The following is a 21412-nucleotide window of genomic DNA, read 5'->3' on the forward strand; positions in this document are numbered from 1 at the left end:
CCATTCTAACAAAAACGAATAGTAATATGACATTCAAAACATATCTGGTAGGCTTGATAGCCCTGCCGTTATCCCTTCCCTTGCAGGCTCAGACACAGACCGATAGTCTGCAGCGTAGCAAGGATTCATATCCCATCGAGTACGGACGTAATCTCTCGTTCGACTTAAAGGAGTCGACCACAGCAACTGCCTTTACTACCAAAGAGATGCTCTCGCATCGTAAAGGCATCAATCCTCGTGACGGATTCTATGGTTTGATACCCGGTCTTCAATCGTTGCAAAGTCAAGGAACTGCATGGGAGACCTCTGCAGGATTGACCATTCGAGGTCGCAATACGCTCAATGCAAATGCACCATTGTTGTTGATTGACGGTTTCGAGCGTGACCCCGGACAGCTTTCTGTCGATGAGATTGAGTCGGTAACCATTCTCAAAGACGCTCCATCTACGGCTCTCTACGGTATGCGTGGAGCCAATGGAGTGGTCTTGGTAAAGACAAAACGCGGCTTTTTAGGGAAACCTGTGATTAACTTCTCGTACGAGTTTAACATGGCAAAGCCTTTCCGTACGCCGAAGTTGGTCGATAGTTACACCTATGCCAAGGCTCTGAACGAGGGTAGAGTAAGCGATGGTCTCACACCACGATACAATGATGACGAACTGGCTGCGTTCCAAAATGGTAGCGTTCCGGGCATGTATCCCAATATAGATTGGTGGGGCGAGTCGCTACGTGACTATAGTAATGGTCACAATGCCACCTTCTCTGTGACCGGTGGTGGTTCGTTTGTGAAGTATTTCACGCAGTTGAATTACCTTTATGACGATGGTATTCTGAAGCCGGTGAACGACAATGGCGGTTATTCTACGCAGTTTAAGTTCTCTAATCTTAACGTGCGTAGCAACTTGGATATTCACTTGAATCGTAATACCGACTTGCAATTGAATATCTTCGGAGCATTCTCTGAGCACAATCGACCCGGAGCCAGCATTGCCAATATTTTCAATGCGCTGTATAATGTGCCTGCCGGTGCGTTCCCTATTCGCAATGAGAACGGTATATGGGCAGGTACGAAAGACATCGGAACCAACCCCGTTGCCATGATTTCGGGTACCGGTTACGCTCGTTCACAGCAGCGAAACCTCTATGCCGACATGAATATTGTGCATCGATTGGATGCACTTTTGCCCGGTTTGTCGGTGGGAGTACGTGTAGGATTGGATAATATGGCTTCTTATTGGGACAGCAACACGCGCAATTATGGTTACGAACAGACCGATTATGATTGGACAAATAAGAGCTATTCGTATAAGAATCTACGCAACGAAACAGCTCTTAGTTTCAGCCGTTCGGTAGGTTCGTCGCGCAATCACTTCTATCTTGGAGCCTTTGCTAAGTTCGATCGTACTTGGGGCGACCATGCTTTAAAGAGCACATTGCAATATTCCATGGATAAACTTACGGCTAAGGGGCAGAATACTTCTTATGCTTTCATCGACGCCGTGGGGCAAGTACACTACTCATACAAGCAGCGCTACATTGCCGACTTGTCGTTGACGGGTTCTGCTTCGAGCATCCTTGCTCCCGGACATCGTTGGGGTATCTTCCCATCAGTGGGTGCGGCATGGCTCATTTCTGAAGAAAATTTCATGAAAGACACTGCCATCGACCTCTTGAAACTGCGTGCTAGCTATGGTATTTCAGGTGCTGCCGACTTCAATAACGACCTATATATAGATATGTATGGTAACGGTGGAGGCTTCTTCTTCGGCAAGACTCCGAAGAAAGATGGTGGTCTGAAGCTTACACAAGTGGGTATGACCGACCTTACTTATGAAAAATCTCACAAGTGGAATCTAGGTTTCGACCTTCGCGCTTTCCGTCATTTGGCTGTTACGTTCGACCTGTTCTACGATCATCGTACCGATATTCTCGTTGGAGCCAACGGTAAAGTATCGTCTATCTTCGGTAGTCCTATCTCGAAACAGAATGCTGGTGTAGTTGACAATAAGGGCATTGAGACTGACATTCATTGGACAGATGGCAGCCGAGACTTTAAGTATTCGTTTGGCGGAACATTCACCTTTACACGCAACAAGATTGTACAGCAGAACGAAGAGTATCGTCCTTACGACTATCTCTACCGTACCAACGGGCGCATGGGACAGTATTTCGGCTATGTAGTAGAGGGAATTTATCAGAATCAGGACGAGATTGACAACCGCGGTGTCAAGCAGACGCTGTCTGAAGTACGCCCCGGCGACTTGAAATACAAAGACCTTAATGGGGACAAGGTAATCGATGCTCACGACCAAATGGCCATAGGTTATAGCAATTTCCCTGAAATCTACTACTCTGTAGACTTGAATTTGGAATATAAGGGATTCGGTCTCTTCGCCATGTTCCAAGGTGTTGGCAACAGGAGTGTGTTGGCCAGCACGCCTAGCATCTATTGGCCGCTGTACAACAACCGCACTGTTTCGACCGAATATTACAATAATCGCTGGACAGCCGAGAATCCGATGGCCAAGTATCCACGCCTCACATCGACAGGTTCGAGCAACAATTACGTCACTAACTCGTTGTGGGTGCAGGATGGTTCGTTCTTCAAGCTGCGCACACTTGAACTCTATTACCAGTTCAATGCACGTCAATTGAAGTCTCTGCGCTGTGTTCACGGTGCCAAAGTCTATGTTCGTGGCTACGATTTATTCTGCCTCGACCATATCAAAGTGATGGATCCTGAGAATATGGGTACCGGTCATCCATCGATGAGTCGCTATGCTATCGGTTTCAACTTAACATTCTAATGACAATGAGGATTATGAAAAAAAGATATATCCCTACGCTGATGGCAGGCTTGCTCTTTGCCACAGCGTTCACAAGCTGCGACTTTCTTGATACAAGCGAGTCGACCTACTACGATAAAGATGAGATACTCTACGACCCGTCGCGCGTGTATCAGCTCTGTACACAAGTATATACCTACTTGCCAAATGGCCTGACAGGCCTTTCAGGAGCCCTACAAGATGCGGCAACCGACGATGCTATACATGTTTATCCCACTGCTAATGTGCAGCGTTTCGTTAATGGTTCGTGGTCGGCAAACCGTACTGTCGACGATGTTTTCTCTGATTATTATCAGGCAATACACGATGCCAACTTCTATTTGGAGAACTGTTTGGGACTGACATACGACGATTGGAAGAACTCTGATGGTTTCCAAGACACCTATAATAGTTATCTGAATTATGAGCATGAGGTAAGATTGCTGCGTGCTTTCTACTATTTTGAATTGGCCAAGCGTTACGGTAATGTGCCACTTGTCACCAAGACATTAAGTGCCGAAGAAGCTTCTGCCGTGAAACCTACCAATGCTGAGAGCATATTGAAGTTCGTTATCGACGAATGTACGGCTGTTGCTGAGAAGTTACCTGCTAAGGTTACCACGCTTCCCGGAGCCGCTGCCAACATGCAACGTGTAAGTAAAGGTACGGCATTGGCACTCAAATCGCGTGCAACGTTGTATTTGGCCAGTCCGCTCTTCAATCCTAATAAAGATGTGAAGCGGTGGGAAGATGCTGCCAAAGCGGCTTATGATGTCATTGACAAGTCGTCCGAATTCGGCTACAAACTTGATAGTAAATATAACAATCTATTTGGTCCGACCAACAACCAAAGCAGCGAAGTCATCATGTGTGTACCCGGTGGTGAGACCACATCGTTCGAGTCGAACAACTTCCCTATTGGTGTGAACAAGGGTAATGGTAACACTTGCCCCACCGAGAATCTTGTTGATGCCTACGAGATGGCCAATGGCGATGTCTTCGATTGGAATAATCCTGCGCACGCAGCCAATCCTTACAAGAGTCGCGACCCTCGTATGAAGATGACGATTGTATGTAATGGTGATAAATGGCCAGCTAAAGAAGCTGTCGAAACTTTTATAGGTGGAAAGAACGGACAGCCCCTCCTCAATGCCACTACCACGGGTTACTATCTGCGTAAGTACGTAAATAACAAGGTAACATTTGAAGCCGGACAGACAACCAAAAACTTCCACCACAACTGGGTAGTAATGCGTTACGCCGAGATATTGCTCAATTATGCTGAAGCAGCAGCCGAAGCCTATGGGCCAGACGCAACTCCGGCCGGCTTTACGCTATCGGCTTGCGAGGCTGTCAATATGGTTCGCCAGCGTCCGGAAGTCAAGATGCCTAAGTTCCCCAAGGGTATGACGAAGGAAGCTTTCATCAAACGACTTCGCAATGAGCGCCGAGTAGAGTTCGCATTCGAGGGACAACGTTTCTGGGACTTGCGTCGTTGGAAGGCTCTCGACGAGATGAAGAACATCTATAAGGTAGAGATTAAGAAGGGTAGCGACGGCAAACTCAGTTACGAGCGTCTGCCTTTGACTACCTATGACATCCAAGATAAGTTGTATTTCTATCCTTTTGCCAATGCCGAGCTTTATAAGAATAGAAACTTGAAGCAAAATCCCGGCTGGGAATAACTTTACTATTGATAGTCAAAAATATCGTGTGTCGACTTCTATCGGCACACGATTTCTTTTTATATATAGTCCTTATATATGGGGGCCGTGAGCGGTTATTGGTCTTTAGTAGTTTCTCCGCATAAAGATTTTTGCCGTTATCTATCCTTGCATTCCAGCTTCTTTGATTCATAGAGAAGAGATTGGAATAAGTAGTAAAGCTCTCTTTTCCTTTTGTTGGAGATTAGGGTGAGGCTGTTGCAGCGCCTCTCCACTCTTGCTGTCTCACCCTTTCAGTATTGCTGTTCAGCCTCGGCAGGAAGATTGCGGAGCCTTGGCAGCAAATTCATAGAAACTTTATTGGCTATGAATATCATATATATAGCAAGATGAAACCCCTGATATTGATAGCTACTAAACTTATAAATCTTCACTATCTGCAATGTCCCTGTCTTGTATTTTAAGAAGTATGAGAGTGTTAAGGGAGGTTTTCAGGGCGCTTTACTCATAAATGAGGATTGTGTGAATAAGAAAAAGTACATATCTTTGCAACAATCACTTAGTGATTGGAACTTATTATTTAACTGAATATATAGAGGCACGGGACGACTAGAATCGCTTCCGTGTTTTCTTTTTATAAGCCAATATGCGATGAAAAGTGCAGAGAATCAGACGCTAGTTTGGAGTTTTCGACTAAAAAATATAAATTTGTAGATTGCTTATTTCTAGCTTATGATACGACTGATACTATTAACCGACTTTACCGAAGGCTTCTCCCACCGGTTGCTACAAGGCATTTTGCGGTACGCCAAAAAGCTGTCGCACGATGCTTGGGTGGTTTGTCGTATGCCTCCATCGTATAAAGAGAAGAATGGTATTCAGGGCGTGGTCGACTGGGCTTTAAACTGGAAAGCCGATGCCATCGTGGGACAATTCAATCACGACGAAGATGTGGAGCTGTTTGCCAAGAACGGTATTTTGGCCGTAGCACAAGACTATAAACAGCGGTTCTCACAGCTCTCCAACATCACAAGCGACTACATCACAACGGGTCGTATGGTAGCACGTTATTTCCTCGGCAAGGGCTTTCGCCACTTCGCTTTCTGCGGTTATGAAGACACGGTGTGGAGCGATGAGCGGTGCGAGGGGTATTTCCGGTGTATCGAGGAAGCCGGTTTTGCCGACCATTTCTATACCTATAAGAAGCAGATATTGGAGACGCTGTGGTATTATGACTCCTCCACGCTGACCGAATGGCTCAAGTCTTTGCCACCCCACACGGCTCTCTTCTGCTGCGACGATAACCAAGGCAACAAGATAGAGGAGGCCTGTAAGTCGATAGGCATCTCTATTCCGGGCGACATTGCGGTAATGGGAGTAGACAACGACGAGGTGATATGCGAGCTTTCCGACCCTACACTGTCGAGCGTGAACTTGGATATCGAGACCGGCGGATACCTGACGGCACGGCTCATAGCCGAACACCTGAAGACCCCGGAGGCTCCACTGCACGATGTAGTGATACAGCCGACGGCCATCGTGAGCCGCGATTCCACCAATCTCTTTGCTACCGACGACCCTTATGTGTTCAAGGCACTGGAGCTGATACATCGCAATATCTGCACACAACTCACGGTAAGCGACCTGCTGAAAGAACTTCCACTGTCGCGACGACTGCTCGAAATGAAGTTCAAACAGGTCACCGGGCAATCTATCTATAACTATATCACCGGCAAACGCATCGACCTTTTCGCCCGTATGTTGGAAGAAAGCGACACGCCAATCAAGGAGTTGGCTTCTACAATGCATGTGGGTAACTACAGCAGTTTGATGAGTCTGTTTAAGAAGATGAAAGGTTGTACACCCTCAGAATATCGCAATCAGCACCGATAATCGTCTTTGTGCGCAATTCATGTACTAAATTACGCAAATGCGTAACTTCTATATAATCCAACCTTGTTATATTTGCAATCGGACTATTAACTATGCCTTTAATACCTACCTAAATGACGAAAAGAATCTATTATCTGTTAACCACGTTTCTACTGTTGCTTCCTATGGGGCTGACAGCAGCCAGCGTTTCAAAGGATTATGCCAAATATGTAGATCCGCTGATAGGTTCCGATGGACACGGACACGTGTTTGTGGGTGCCAATGTGCCTTTTGGTGCCGTACAGCTAGGACCTATGAACATCTATAAAGGTTGGGACTGGGTGTCGGGCTACCATTATAGCGACAGCATCATCATCGGGTTCAGCCACAATCATCTCAGTGGTACGGGCTGTTCAGACCTTGGCGACGTCAGTCTGATGCCTTATACAGGGACAGAACGTACCCTGCGTGGTGAGCAAAACAACATTAAAGGTTCTGTGGCCTCTTATTTTAAGCACAGCAATGAGCGTGTATCACCGGGCTATTATGCCGTAAAGATGGACAATGGAGTAGATGTAGAACTCACTTCTACCGAACGTGTGGGGCTACACCATTATATATATAAGGAGGCAGGAACGCCGCGTGTGCTAGTCGATTTGGTCAACGACATCGACAGCCGGGTATACGAATCGTATATAAGAAAGGTAGACGACTATACCATCGAAGGCTATCGGTTTGTGAAAGGATGGTCTCCATTGCATAAGACCTTTTTCTATTTGAAGACCGATCGTCCTATCCATGCACTTCGATTGTACGCAGGTGACAAATTCGTATGCACCGATGAGCTACAGACACAAGGCGTGAAAGGCGTCATGACGTTTGCCGATGATACGCGAGAGGTAAATATCAAGGTAGCTCTTTCGTCGGTGAGTTGCACTAATGCACGCATGAATATGGAGGCCGAAGCACCTGTATGGGATTTCGACAGAGTGCATCGCGCTGCTGTGGAGAAGTGGAATCAAGAGCTTGCCTGCATCGATATAGATGGTACGCAGATGCAGAAGACCATCTTTTATACCGCCCTCTACCACATGATGATAGCTCCCAATCTGTATTGCGACGTCAATGGCGACTTCCGAGGTATCGGAGATAAGGTGATGACGGGCAATCAGTTCCGTAATTACACCATCTTCTCTACATGGGATACTTACCGCACCTTGCATCCACTTTTCACCATCATCAAGCCCGAACGAGTGCCCGATATGGTGAACTCGATGCTGAGCATCTACGACCAAAACGGCAAATTACCTATTTGGCCGCTCCATGCAGGCGAGACCAACTGCATGCCCGGCTACAGCTCGGTACCTATTATAGCCGACGCTTATCTAAAAGGTATCGGTGGATTTGATGCCCATCGCGCCCTCGACGCGATGATAGGGACTGCCACTAATCCCGCCCAAAACGGCATATCGCTGCTCATGAAGTACGGTTATATACCTGCCGACTCGCTACAGGAAGCCACTTCTATTTCGCAGGAATATGCTGCCGACGACTGGAGTATCGCCCTTATGGCCAAGAAGATGGGGCGTATGGACGACTACAAGACCTTCATCCGCCGCGGCCATGCATACGAACACTACTGGGACAAGCGCATCAACAAGATTCATCCGAAGATGGCCGACGGCTCATGGTACGAGCCTTACGACCCGTTCTCGGCCGAACACCATGGCAACGTGGGCGACTTTACCGAGGGAAACGGTTGGCAATACACCTTCATGGTGCCGCAAAACCCTGACGGACTAGTGGCTCTACACGGCGGAGATGAGGCTTTCGTGAAGAATCTGGACTCGCTCTTCGTGGCCGAAGGCGACCTCGGAGCTACGGCAGCGCCCGATGTTTCGGGACTCGTAGGGCAATATGCGCACGGCAACGAACCCAATCATCATATACCATATTTATATGCTTATGCCGGCACACAGTGGAAGACGGCCGCCCGTGTACGCATGTTGCAGAAGGAATTCTACACAGCTAAACCCGACGGACTGTGTGGAAACGAAGATTGCGGACAGATGTCGGCATGGCATGTCATGTCGGCTCTGGGCTTCTATCAGGTCAATCCGTCGAACGGAGTGTACGTGTTTGGCAGTCCGGAATACCGTCGTGCCTCTGTCAAGTTGCCCGGTGGGAAGACATTTACCGTCGTTGCCCGCAACAACAGCGACCGGCATGTGTATATCAAGAGCGCGAAACTCAACGGTAAACCCTACACAAAGGCTTTCATAACCTATCAAGATATCATGAGAGGAGGGACGTTGGAATTCGTCATGAGCGACCGTCCCAACAAGCGATTCGGCCAAGCTCGCGCTGCCAGACCTAAGAGTGCGGAGTGAGAAACCGAAAAGCAATTCATAACAAAAACCTTAGTATATAATTTTAACCAACCTTACTATTAATGAAAAAGAGCAATTTTGTATTAGAGGGCAAGCATCGGCTATTGGGAATAGCTGCCTTGTCATCCCTTACACTGGCTGTACCGATGGTCGCATTTGGCCACGGTTCGGTTTCGACAAGTGTTGTACAGCAAAACGAACGTACAGTAAAGGGTGTAGTAAAGGATTCTCAGGGAGAACCCATTATTGGTGCAACCGTCACGGTTGTAGGTAAGACTGGTGGTACTGTAACTGATATTGATGGCAAGTTCCAGCTACAGGCAGCACGTAACAGCGAACTTAAGATTTCTTCTATCGGCTTTGTCTCACAAACAGTAAAAGCCACTTCGGACAACCTTAACGTCATCTTGAAAGACGACAACCATTCATTGAACGAAATCGTGGTGATAGGTTATGGCAGCCAGCGCAAGCAAGACCTCTCCACAGCCGTATCTTCGGTGAAGCTGGATCAGTCTATGAAGAGCCGTCCGGCCAACATCGCTTCCATGCTACAAGGCCAGATGCCGGGCGTCATGGTGCAGAACAACGGAGGCGACCCGCTTGCTGAATCATCGCTATCTATCCGCGGACGCGGTTCGCGCGGTACGGATGACAGCTACAATAGCGGCGATGGTGTACTCTATGTTGTCGACGGTGTACCCGGCGCACCATACAATGTGGAAGACATCGAGAGCATCACTGTGTTGAAAGATGCCGCTTCGGCAGCCATCTATGGTGCGAGTGTAGGTTCGGGCGGTGTGGTAGTCATCACCACAAAGCAGGCCAAAGCCGGCAAGATAAGAGTAAACTTGAATGTCTCAAAGGGTTTCAAAGCAGCCATGAATAAGCCCTCTACGCTGACATCGGAGCAGTATAATCAAGTGTGGAGCGACGCAGTGAGATTGTATGGAGGCTCATTGCCACTGACAGCCGACGCTACGAAGTATCCTTACGGGGCCGTAACACGTACCGACTGGGTGGATGCTATCTTCCGTCCCGGCTACTTGGAACATTACGCCCTGTCCCTGTCGGGAGGTAGCGAAAACCTGAAGGCATTCACTTCGTTCAACTTCGACAGAGACAAAGGTATCTTGCTGAACACCTTTGCCCGCAAGTTTGGCGGCAAAGCCAATGTAGACTTCCAGATATCCAAGGCCGTGAAGTTCAGCGAACAAGTCACTTATCAGTTCTCAGACGGTCAAGGCAATGTCAACACCGGACACGAGGGAGCATTGGCAAACTCTATTTTCTTCCCGCGTTCGGCAACGGTTTACGACTATGACAAGGAAGGAAATGTAGTGCTGGACAGCCGAGGTGCTCCGCTTTATCATGGCACATTACCCCGCTGGGCAGCTGCCGAGGGCATCAGCGGATACGGTGAATTCCGCAACCCTGTGGCTCTTCTGGAGCGTCTGGACCAAAAACGTCCGTCGCATAAACTCTATTCTACCTCCACGCTGGAGGTTAAACCGATGGCAGCCTTGACGTTGAAGTCGCAGTTTACGGCAGGTATTGTCTCCAACGAGTTCGACGAATTCGTGCATAAAGTGCCGGAACCGGGAAACCCCTCTAACGAGAACAGACATAATATAGAGCACTCTAACCAGTACAACTGGCTGTGGGAGACGACAGCCACCTATGCCCAAGTGTTCGGAGAGCACCACATTAGTGCCATGGCCGGATATACCATGAAGTATGATAAATACAAGATGTATGGTGTATATACATCGGGTTATGATCTGGAAGACCGCCACTCTTCTACTCTCGGACAAGCGAGTGATTGGTCGAAGTATAAACCTACGGAAGAGATTTGGGAAGAATCGCTCATCTCTATGTTCGGCAGGGTGGGATATTCTTGGAACGACCGCTATTTTGCTACGGCCAGCTTGCGTCGCGATGCATCTTCAAAACTTTACAAGGACAATAACTCCGGCATCTTCCCGGCGGCGTCTGCATCGTGGAAAATTTCTTCCGAGCCGTTCTTTGCACCGCTGAAGTCTACCATCAACATGCTGAAATTGCGTGGTAGCTGGGGACAAGTGGGTAACGTGGCATTGGTACCCCGCTACTCATGGAACGTACCGATGGGTAATACAGACTATCCGGTAATCTATGGTAAGATGCTGGCCAAAGAGGCATATGGTACTTATGCCAAGTCTATAGGTACGAAGAACCTGAAGTGGGAAACCACCGAACAGTGGGGTGTAGGTCTGGATCTGGGCATGTTCAACAACGAGTTGACCATTACCGTAGACTACTTCAACAAGCGCACCAAGGATTTGATAGAGCGCGTACCGGTAGCCTCTGTATCGGGTATCGAGATAGAACCATATGGAAACATCGGCGATGTAGTGAACCGCGGTTGGGAATTTGGTGCATCATACAATAAGAAGCTGGGCGATTTCTCATTTGGTTTGAATGCCAACCTCTCTACCGTTCACAACGAAGTGTTGAGCCTTGGTTCGCGCGAAACGCTGGAACACAATGTCGTAGTAAACAGCCAACGGCCGCTAAGATCTACCGTCGGGCATGCATGGTACTCTTATTATGTATTGAAGACAGACGGTATCTTCCAGTCGCAGGAAGAAATCAACAGCTATAAGTGGACTGATCCTAAGACCGGTCTTACCAAGCTGGTGCAGCCAAATGCCAAACCCGGCGACCTGAAATATGTAGATTTCAACCAAGACGGACAGATAAACTCCGACGATAACCAGTATATGGGCAGCTACATGCCGAAGATAACGTTTGCCTTCGGTGGCAATATGGCTTACAAAGGTTTCGACTTCAGTTTCCAATTCCAAGGTGTAGGAAAGTCTACTATCTACAATGCCTTCAAGCAGATGGCGCTGACCGGACGCCAGCAAGGAGGTAATATGCTGAGCGATATACTCAATGCTTGGGACTATGACAAGAATTCTGGTATCCCTCGTCTGGCACTGGTTGACGATAGCAACGGTAACTTCACCAACCCATCCGACTTCTATCTGGAGAATGGCAGTTACTTGCGCCTGAAGAATGTAACCCTTGGTTACACCCTACCGCAGGCTTGGTTGAGAAGTATCGGACTTGGTAATTCTACCCTGCGTCTATACATGAATGCTGAGAATCTGTTCACGGCAACCGACTATACCGGCATTGATCCGGAAGTAGGCAACTTCGGTTTGGACGGTGGTACATATCCTATAGCTCGTACAATAACCGTAGGTTTGAACTTTGGTTTCTAATATTACCCTTAAAACATAATAAGATGAATACTTTGAAAATAAAAAATATGATCCTGACAGCTATGGCAGTGACCTGCCTGAGTAGCTGTAATGACTTCTTGGAGTATGAACCCTACGGGCTTCAGGGGTCTGTAAACTTCTGGAAGACGGAATCAGACGTGCAGAAAGCATTGGACGCTTTTCACGCATTTACGTATGAAGAAGGCGTAACGGGGCGTGGTTTCATGTGGTTCGAGAACTGTAGCGACAACATGGTTACAGGCCGTAATCAGGCAGAAGCTCGCCAGATTAAGAACTTCCAGATGTCTGCTTCGAACGGTCGAGACGCCAAAGACAACTGGCCGGCAATGTATCAGCTCATCGCAAAAGCCAATGATGTGCTGCGCAACGTACCCGGTATGGACGTATCAAGCGAGGTGAAGAACAAGGCCATAGGGCAAGCTCGCTTCTACCGCGCCTTTGCTTATCTGTGGCTGTCTCCTTTCTATGGGGACAATGGACCGAACGGCGGACTGCCTATTGTGACCGAGAAGACACCCACGGCGGAGATAGATCAGCCGCGTCCGGCATCGGTATTGGCCAACTACGATATGATTATCGAAGACATGAAGGCGGCCGGAGAGCTGTTACCTGCTTTCTCTCAATTGGCGGAAGACGATTACGGGCGTCCTCATAAGGCTGCCGCGTGGGCCTTTGCTGCACGTGCTGCCCTCTATGCTGCGCAGTGGAATCCTAAATACTACGACACAGTGATAGAGTATTGTGATAAGGTGATGGGGCTTACCGGTAGCGATAAGCGTGCCTTGTATCCTGATTTTACAAAGCTGTTCCGTCCCGAAAACAACTTCAGTTCAGAGTATATCTTCTCCTTATTGGGCAATGCCACCGAGGGACCTAAGTTCCATGGCATGTCGTTCGAGAATGGCGGATGGGGTTACTACAACACTTGGGGATACTTCCAGCCCACAATGGAGCTCTACAATGCGTATGAAGCGGGAGATGTTCGTCGCGATGCCACCATCTTGTCTCCCGGCCAACATATCACATTTATAGGCCGTAACATTCATTTCGGAGTCAATCCTCAGAAGATATCAAGCCAGTCCGGTATGACATTCCGTAAGTTCATGTCTCCCTTCGAGGCTGCCGATTGCATTGGTAAGACACTGAATCCTAACGGAAACAACGCTAGTAACACCCTCGGAACCGTGCTGATACGTTTTGCAGATGTACTCTTGATGAAGGCAGAGGCCTTGATCTGGTCTAAGGGCGAAGGCAATGCCGAGGCCAAGAATCTGTTGAATCAGATTCGTCAGCGTGCCGGTCTGCCTGCTAACAGCGGAGCCACAAAGGAGCAATTGAAGAATGAGCGTCGTTGCGAACTGGCATTTGAGTTCCAGCCCAGCCGCCATTTGGACTTGGTAAGATGGGGCGATGCAAAGGCCACTTATGCGAAACCGCTTCATGGTTTAAAAACAACGAACGACGGAACACAGATTATCAGTCGTAAGATAGTGGAAATCTGGGAGTCTCGTGTGTTTGATCCGGTGAAGAATCAGGTATTCCCTATTCCTTCGGCAGAAGTGAATAAGAGTAAGAACCTTACTCAGAATCAAGGTTATTAATATAAAAATTAAGAAGCAAATGAAATTAAGAAATATCATCTCTGCAGCCATCTTCCTGTTTGCTCTTCCCCTGTCTATGATGGGACAAGACCAACTGAAGATTGTCACATTCAACATCCGGTCGTTCGAACCCAACTTCGATTTGCAGCCGTATGCCGACAAGTTGAAATCCGAAACGCCCGATATCATCTGTCTGAACGAGGTGGAGAACAGGAGTTCTCGCCAGCAGAAGGACGGAAAATACAGAGATATGGTTGCGGAATTGGCCAACAAGTTGCGTATGTTCAATGTTTATGGCTATTCGTATAATCTCTCTAACAAGGACGGAAAGTTGCCTGAGGCACAGTTCCGTTACAGTACCAACGAGCTTTATGGCAATGCCATCTTGAGCAGATACCCCATTATGTCGGTACAGGCCATACAGTTGCCTCGCCCGGCAGGCTCTGCCGACCAGCGCGGTGTGGTGACTGCCGACATCTTATTGCCTTCTGGTAAGATGATACGCGTGGCATGTTCCCATCTCGACCATATGGGTGGCCAGCTTGAGCAGGCCGAAGTCCTCGTTACGGACAAGGTGAAGAGCACCACCATTCCCACCATCCTTTGCGGTGATATGAATATGGGGCCCGGCTCGGTTGTCATCAATAAGTTGCTTACTGCGTACGATCGCTTGGACAGCAACGAGGGAACTTTTCAGCATGTTGCCAAAATTGACTTCATTCTCGGTTCTAAAGGCCATTGGAAGATGAGCGAGTGTCGTGTGCTTGATAACTATCAGGGCAGGCTTGAACTTTCCGACCACTGCCCTGTAGTCTCTGTTGTTTCACTTAAATAAAGTAATAATAAAATGAAAAACAAGTATATTTCTATAGCGTTCTGCCTTGGTTGTATGTTGCTGTCTTCATGTATCAAAGAAGACTGGGGCGTCATTCCACAGAACGAAAGCATGGCAGAGAATGGCAACGAATGGAATAAGAACAAGACCATAGATGTTTATTTCGTCACCGATTTGAAAGATCAGCAGGCCAATAATATCCCGGCTATTGCCGATTACTTGAAGACAACGAAAGACTTTTCGATTGCCGTTGTCGACCGTACCGACGTAGAATACTATTCATGGGCGGACTATACGACGAACCATTCCACGGAGTTGATGCTTGCCGCAAATCGTTTTAGCACATTCGCTTTCAATCGCTATACCGATATGAATATCGAAGGTAGCACCGTATTATTCAATCATAAGATTAATTCGGCTACCAGTTTTAAGGTCACCGACGATTGCTATATCCAGTTTGTTCCGGTCTTGGCTAAGTCTAATGTCGAGACTCCGGTAGATATAGAGGTGCCGTTTGCAACCACCAGATTCAATAGCGAAGACCAAGTTTCGGCTGCTACCGAAGCCCTCAAATCGTTATCCGACAATACCCATCAGGCTGTTATCATCGGTACAGTGAAGACCACTGCCGTAGAAAAGTTGAAAGCTGTGGCCGAATCTATATCCGGCTATGCCTATACGCCGGTCATCAAAGACGAATCGAATGCTTACTCTCTGTTCATGATAGCTCCCAAGTCATGGGTACTTCGCGAGACAGAGATGAAGTCTACCGGCGGTAGCAATGCTTACCACTTGTCTATCGAGGCAAGCGTAGAATAACCATCATGAGGGGGAGACGGGACCGTTGGTGCCGTCTCCCCCTATGTTTTATAACCTCATTTGATATGAAGAGAAATATTACATTTGCTTTCATGCTGTTGTTTTCAGCAGCTCTCTTTGCGCAAACCACTCAAACCTATATTTTAGACAAGCCTTACAAGGTAGAGCGCATCGCTCCGCCGAAAGGCAAGAAAGTGAAGAATGTCATCCTGATGATAGGCGATGGCATGAGCCTCATGCACATCTATTCGGCTTGGACGGCCAACCGCGGCCATTTATGGCTCGAGAATGCACAGTATACAGGACTTTCCAAGACTTATTGTACCAACAAGTTGATTACCGATTCGGGTGCTGGTGGAACGGCATTAGCCACTGGTCATAAGACTAAATACCATGCTGTGGGGGTCGATCCCGATGGCAAACCGTTGGAATCTCTTTGTACCTTGGCCAAGAAAAAGGGATTGGCAACAGGTATCGCCGTCACTTGCCGACTATGGGATGCCACACCTGCCGACTTCCTCTGCCACAATATAGACCGCGATCAAGAACAAGAGATTACCGCAGATTATGCCAATGTCGACGTAGACTACGTATTTGGAGGTGGTGCTAAGTTCTTTGAACATCGCGACGATGGCCGCAATATCTTCAACGAATTGCAACAGAAAGGGTATCATATCTCCCGTTCGTGGAACGATTTGCAGCAGTGGAACGGCGGTAAAGTGTTTGCCGTGCCTTACGATGTAGACACACCGCTGCCCGACGAACGTGGCGATCTCTTGGCAAGGGCATCTATGAAGGGCATTGAACTGATGAATCGAAACAAGAAGGGATTCTTTATGATGGTCGAAGGGTCGCAACTCGACGATTACGGACACTTCAACCAGCTTGATATGTTGATGAAAGAAACCCACGATTTCGACCGTACCATTGGCCGTATCATGCAATGGGCCGCACAAGACGGTGAGACCCTTGTCGTCGTAACTGCCGACCACGAGACCGGTGGACTTACCCTCTTGGGAGGTGATTTAGCGCAAGGCAAGATAGAGTGCAACTTCTCTACCAAGAGCCACTCAGGCGTTATGGTTCCTGTCTATGCCTTCGGTCCCGGCTCGGAGAATTTCTCCGGCTTCATGGAGAACAGCGATATATTCTGGAAAATCAAGAAACTCATGAACCTCTAACAGCTATTTTGGAATGAGAAAAGTTACCATCATCACAGCCTTATTGCTACAATGCAATCTCTATATGGGCGCACAAAACCTGATACCATCGGGATCTCCGCTCTACAAACTGCCGTATAAGAACACCTATATCATGCAAACCTTGGTGGCCGAGAATAGTTATCGCACCGCCAAAATGGTGCGTACGAAGCCCGGAACCTTTGAACAGGCGCGTCGTATCTTACCCAATCCGCACTGGGAAGGACATGCCAAGGAGATAGAGATGTATTGGAAGGTGTGGCAGATAGGCATATCCAACATCTCACAACCGCTGGATGATTCCGGCTTCATCACGAGTTACATCGGGCCGGCCTACAATGGTAACATCTTCATGTGGGACGATGCCTTCATCACCATGTTCTGTCGGTATGGTCGTAACTTTTTCCCATTCCAGAGTACGCTTGATAATTTCTACGCCAAACAGCATCCCGATGGTTTTATTTGTCGAGAGATACGTGCCGACGGAAGCGATTGTTTCAGTCGTTACGACCCCACCAGTACCGGTCCGAACATCCTTCCATGGTCCGAATGGATGTATTATCAACAGACAGGTGACGACAATCGACTTAACAAAGTGTTCCCCGCTTTGGCGGCATATTATAAATGGTTGAAGCTCAATCGCACGTGGCGCAACGGCATGTATTGGTCTAGTGGATGGGGAACAGGCATGGACAACATGCCGCGAGTGCCTGAAGGCTACAATACTATCTATAGTAATGGACACATGATATGGCTCGACGCTTGTCTGCAACAAATTATGATGGCCAATATTCTACTCAAGATGGGCTTCTATTTGGAGCGTTGGCAAGAGATAGAAGACTTCGAAGACGATATCAAAAAGCTCTCGGCTTACATCAATCGGAATATGTGGAGCGAGCGCGATAAGTTCCTCTACGACCAGTTCGACAACGATAGTCTGAGCACTACACAGGGCATTTATGCCTATTGGGCGCTACATACCGATGTGCTACCCAAGTCTCGTCTCGACGCGCTCGTGGCTCATTTGCAAGACACGGCCAAGTTTAATCGGCCGCATCGCGTACCGTCTTTGGCGGCCGATAATCCTAAATATCGCACCAACGGACGCTATTGGGAAGGTGGCGTGTGGCCGGGAACCAATTATATGGTGGTTAGCGGACTGTGGGACAAGGGGTATCTAGACCTCGCACGCAGTATCGCACGCAATCACTACGATAATGTGTTGAAAGTCTATGAGAAGACCGGTACGTTCTGGGAGTACTATGCTCCGGAGTCGGCCGAGCCGGGATTCATGGCTCGTAAAGACTTTGTGGGCTGGACAGGATTGCCGCCTATCTCTTATCTTTTGGAGTATATCTTTGGCATTCATACCAATGCTGTGGAACGACAGATGACCCTTGACGTCACATTGACCGATGGTTACGGCATCTCGCGCTATCCTTTTGGCGAGAAAGGCAGTGTGGATATCAATGTGGCTCGTCGTTCATCGACCACCGATAAACCCCGTATAAACATTCAATCTACCGCACCTTTCACGCTTACCGTGCTTTGGGGTAATGGGCAGAAAGCCACTTATAATGTGAAAGCAGGTACCAATAAATTCTAATTTGATGAAAATTACATATCTTATCATGGCCTTGGCCATGACCGTAAACATAGCGCATGCCGAACGAAAGAGCGATGAATGTACTGTCATCATCGCTTCCGACCTACACTTCGACATGCCTCCTGAGACCGATCAATACGTGAATGTCTTGGCCATGAACCGTTTGGGAGCACAGCAGAAACACGTAGACGGACTCTTGCTTTTGGGCGATTTGTGCGACAAAGCACATCCCGACATCCTCAATCTTTTCCGCCAACGCTATGAGAAAGGAACGGGCGAGCGTACCATCCACTACGATGTGTATCCTACACTAGGCAATCACGATGTGGCACCGGCCAAAGGTCGCCCTTATACCGACCGTTCAGGCAATGAGATTAACATGAATTACATGGACTCAATACTCCATCGTAAGTTGCAACAAAAGCAGATATTAAACCTCGACGAATCAAGCCTCAGCTACTCTTTCAATCTAGGTCATGTGCATTTTGTGAACTGTCAGCTCAGTGCTGGCGAGACTTCTTATTGCCAAAGCAACTTTGAATGGCTCGAAAACGACTTGCAAAAATATGCTTCGCATGGCGAGCCGGTAGTCTATATGCAGCACTATGGCTTCGACGACGACGGACTTACATGGTGGGAAGAGACCAACCGCGACCGATTGATGGAGTTGCTCGGTCGGTATAATCTTGCCGGTTTTTTCGTTGGGCACGCCCATGCCGCCACCCTACGATACTATCGTAAGACGCCTATTTTCCAAGTTAACAACGGTTGGAAAGACGGCGATGGGCAGTCATCGTTCGTATTATTACACATCAAAGGAAACCAAGTCACCGTGAAGAATTATCGCATAGAAGATAAGCAGGGACATGTTCGCCTCGAACAGCCCGTTCTTCGCATGACAGCACCGGTAAATCGATAACTCCATGTCAACAATCGCAATAGATTTAGGTGGCACTAACATCCGTGCAGCCCGTGTAGATAACGGCATTATTTTGGCACAGAATACGGTTGAATGTAAGGCCGGCGGAACACAGCAAGAGGTGCTCGACCAGATATTCGAGCTGATAGATGCGGTCGTCGACGACTCGGTAGAGCGCATAGGCGTAGGAGTTCCGTCGGTGGTCGACTATCGGTCGGGTACCGTTTTCGACGTTCAGAACATCCCTTCGTGGCGCGAGGTGCATCTCAAAGCGTTGATGGAAGCACGCTATCACATCCCTGTATCGGTGGATAACGACGTGAACTGCTACGTACTGGGCGAGAAACACTTTGGTATAGCCGCTCCCTATGATAGCTTTGTTGGCATCACACTGGGCACAGGTGTGGGAGCTGGTATCTTTGTCGATGGTCGCTTGTATCGCGGACACAACACCGGTGCCGGCGAAATAGGTTGTCTTCCTTATCTTCAAGGCAACTACGAACAGTATTGTAGCAGCCAGCTCTTCAAGCAGATGAGGCTTACCGGCTACGAGCTATCGCGGAGTGCGGCACAAGGTAATACCGATGCTCTCCGCATTTGGCAGGTGTTTGGTCAACATTTGGGAAAACTCTTGCAAGTGATACTCTACACCTACGACCCACAGGCCATCGTCATCGGTGGCGGTATAGCGGCTTCGGCTCCTTATTTTGAGGATGCCATGCTGGCCTCAATGCGCCACGGTTTCCCTTATCCACATGTGCCCGAGCGTGTCAAAATACATTTTTCTACCTTGCAACACAGTAATTTGCTGGGTGCCTCGACATTATAATCAATCTTTTATGTTACGCAAAATTCTTTTCATATTATCGTTTTTAACGACCACAGTCTACGCACAACAACGCCTCATGTTCCACAATGGGACGTTCAAAATAGCACAGTTCACCGACATTCATTGGGATGAGAAATCGCCTAACTGCCCTCAGACCATCGCAGCCATCAACTCTGTAATAGCCGATGAGCATCCCGATATGGCCATGTTGACGGGCGATATAGTGACCGAAAAGCCGGGTGTGCAGGGTTGGAAATCAATTATAGCCATCTTCGAGCGTGCCCGATTGCCCTTCGCCGTGATGATGGGCAACCACGATGCCGAAGTAATGGACAAAGATTCTATCTACACCATGCTGCTGGCTTCGCCTTACTATGTGGGCAAGCGAGGCGATACCGACATCTTCGGGCGCGGCAATTGTGCCATTCCTGTGTATGGCGGACAGGGCATCGAGGCCTTGCTTTACTGCTTGGATTCTAACGATTACCAGCCTGTGAAGGAGTTTGGACATTACGACTGGATTCACTTCGACCAAATACAGTGGTATCGCGAGCAGAGTCGACGATTCACTCAAGCGCATGCAGGCAAGCCGCTGCCGGCCTTGGCATTCTTCCATATCCCCTTGGTAGAGTATAAGGACATGCTCAAAGCAGGCACTTATCTAGGCCATTATGAGGACGAAGGCGTGGCATCGGCCAAGTTGAACAGTGGTATGTTCAATGCTTTTGCTGAACAGGGCGACGTGATGGGCGTGTTCACTGGGCACGATCACAGCAACGACTTGATAGATACGTATAGCACCATCGCCTTGGCGTACGGCAGGGTGAGCGGATTCGACGCTTATGGTAAGCTGCCACGAGGCGGCAGAATCATCCAACTTTACGAGGGAAAGCGTAAGTTCGATACGTGGATTCGCGCTGCCGGCAAGCAAGAAGACATCTTCTACTATCCTTCGGGCATCACTTCGCGCGACGAAGAAATACTCCCCTTCTTGGCAGGAGTGGATAGAAAACCGCGCCGACAGGGTGTGGCCTACACTTACTATGAGGGCGTGTGCAAGAAGATTTCGCAAATATCGCATTGCATGCCTATAAAGTCGGGCAAGCTACCCAACTTCTCTCTTGCGCCGGCGAGGATTCCCGATCATTTCGCTTTTGAATTCCGCGCCTTCATCAAGATAGACAAACGCGGTGTATATAAGTTCTATACCTATAGTGACGATGGCTCACAACTGTTCATAGATGGTAAGTTGCTGATCGACAACGATGGTGGTCACAGCGCTCGACGAGTAGAAGAGAAGGTGGCACTCGAAGCTGGTTACCACGAAATACGCATCCCCTATTTTGAAGATTACATGGGGCAGACGCTCGAAGTGGGCTATGCTAGTCGCGACATAGAGGAGACTCTCATCCCCGACAGCGTCTTGTTTGTGGAGTAAAAGAGAGTACTTATCTACTCAAAGACTTACAAACTTCATCCTCTTTTATCTTCCCTCCCCTTTTGGGGAACCCTCGGTCATCGACCGAGTAGTCGCTGTCGGCGTAGCCGGTGCGACGGAAAGCGAGG

Annotated in this window: 13 protein-coding genes; all 13 read left to right on the forward strand. The window is 48.4% G+C overall.

Going from position 1 to position 21412, the window contains the following annotated elements; translation table 11 throughout:
- Positions 1–26: 26 nt before the first annotated feature.
- The 13 genes from AC1EK4_RS04140 to AC1EK4_RS04200 all read left to right on the forward strand — a co-directional run bounded on the left by AC1EK4_RS04140 (position 27) and on the right by AC1EK4_RS04200 (position 21284).
- On the forward strand, positions 27–2807 hold the full coding sequence (locus tag AC1EK4_RS04140) for a SusC/RagA family TonB-linked outer membrane protein (RefSeq protein ID WP_036896269.1): 2781 nt from the start codon (positions 27–29) through the stop codon (positions 2805–2807).
- Between the two features lie 14 nt (positions 2808–2821).
- The gene (locus AC1EK4_RS04145) at positions 2822–4510 is read left to right on the forward strand and encodes a RagB/SusD family nutrient uptake outer membrane protein (protein ID WP_036896268.1); all 1689 of its coding nucleotides are present in this window, start codon (positions 2822–2824) and stop codon (positions 4508–4510) included.
- 711 nt (positions 4511–5221) lie between these two features.
- Positions 5222–6382 carry a DNA-binding transcriptional regulator gene (locus AC1EK4_RS04150; RefSeq protein ID WP_036900438.1) on the forward strand — a complete coding sequence of 387 codons (1161 nt, stop codon included), beginning with the start codon at positions 5222–5224 and terminating at the stop codon, positions 6380–6382.
- A 164-nt stretch (positions 6383–6546) separates the two neighbouring features.
- Positions 6547–8751, forward strand: coding sequence for a GH92 family glycosyl hydrolase (locus AC1EK4_RS04155; RefSeq protein ID WP_052053019.1), 2205 nt, complete (start codon positions 6547–6549; stop codon positions 8749–8751).
- Positions 8752–8813: 62 nt separating this feature from the next.
- A complete protein-coding gene (locus AC1EK4_RS04160; RefSeq protein ID WP_036900442.1) occupies positions 8814–12017 on the forward strand; it encodes a SusC/RagA family TonB-linked outer membrane protein in 3204 nt (1067 codons plus the stop codon).
- 47 nt (positions 12018–12064) lie between these two features.
- Positions 12065–13639 (forward strand): RagB/SusD family nutrient uptake outer membrane protein, encoded by a 1575-nt coding sequence (locus tag AC1EK4_RS04165; protein ID WP_036900461.1) that lies wholly within the window; start codon positions 12065–12067, stop codon positions 13637–13639.
- 19 nt (positions 13640–13658) lie between these two features.
- Positions 13659–14474: an endonuclease/exonuclease/phosphatase family protein gene (locus AC1EK4_RS04170; protein WP_036900444.1), complete on the forward strand. Its 816-nt coding sequence runs from the start codon at positions 13659–13661 to the stop codon at positions 14472–14474.
- A 12-nt stretch (positions 14475–14486) separates the two neighbouring features.
- Positions 14487–15293, forward strand: a complete 807-nt coding sequence (locus tag AC1EK4_RS04175) for a hypothetical protein (RefSeq protein ID WP_036900446.1) — start codon at positions 14487–14489, stop codon at positions 15291–15293.
- A gap of 92 nt (positions 15294–15385) precedes the next feature.
- On the forward strand, positions 15386–16474 hold the full coding sequence (locus tag AC1EK4_RS04180; RefSeq protein ID WP_231725613.1) for an alkaline phosphatase: 1089 nt from the start codon (positions 15386–15388) through the stop codon (positions 16472–16474).
- Positions 16475–16487: 13 nt separating this feature from the next.
- Positions 16488–18098, forward strand: a complete 1611-nt coding sequence (locus AC1EK4_RS04185) for an MGH1-like glycoside hydrolase domain-containing protein (protein ID WP_480357126.1) — start codon at positions 16488–16490, stop codon at positions 18096–18098.
- A gap of 4 nt (positions 18099–18102) precedes the next feature.
- Positions 18103–19017 (forward strand): metallophosphoesterase, encoded by a 915-nt coding sequence (locus AC1EK4_RS04190; protein ID WP_480357127.1) that lies wholly within the window; start codon positions 18103–18105, stop codon positions 19015–19017.
- A 4-nt stretch (positions 19018–19021) separates the two neighbouring features.
- On the forward strand, positions 19022–19846 hold the full coding sequence (locus AC1EK4_RS04195; RefSeq protein WP_480357129.1) for an ROK family protein: 825 nt from the start codon (positions 19022–19024) through the stop codon (positions 19844–19846).
- A gap of 10 nt (positions 19847–19856) precedes the next feature.
- Positions 19857–21284 (forward strand): PA14 domain-containing metallophosphoesterase, encoded by a 1428-nt coding sequence (locus tag AC1EK4_RS04200; RefSeq protein ID WP_036900458.1) that lies wholly within the window; start codon positions 19857–19859, stop codon positions 21282–21284.
- Positions 21285–21412 lie beyond the last annotated feature (128 nt).

The organism is Prevotella sp. C0026C3 (assembly GCF_056590795.1).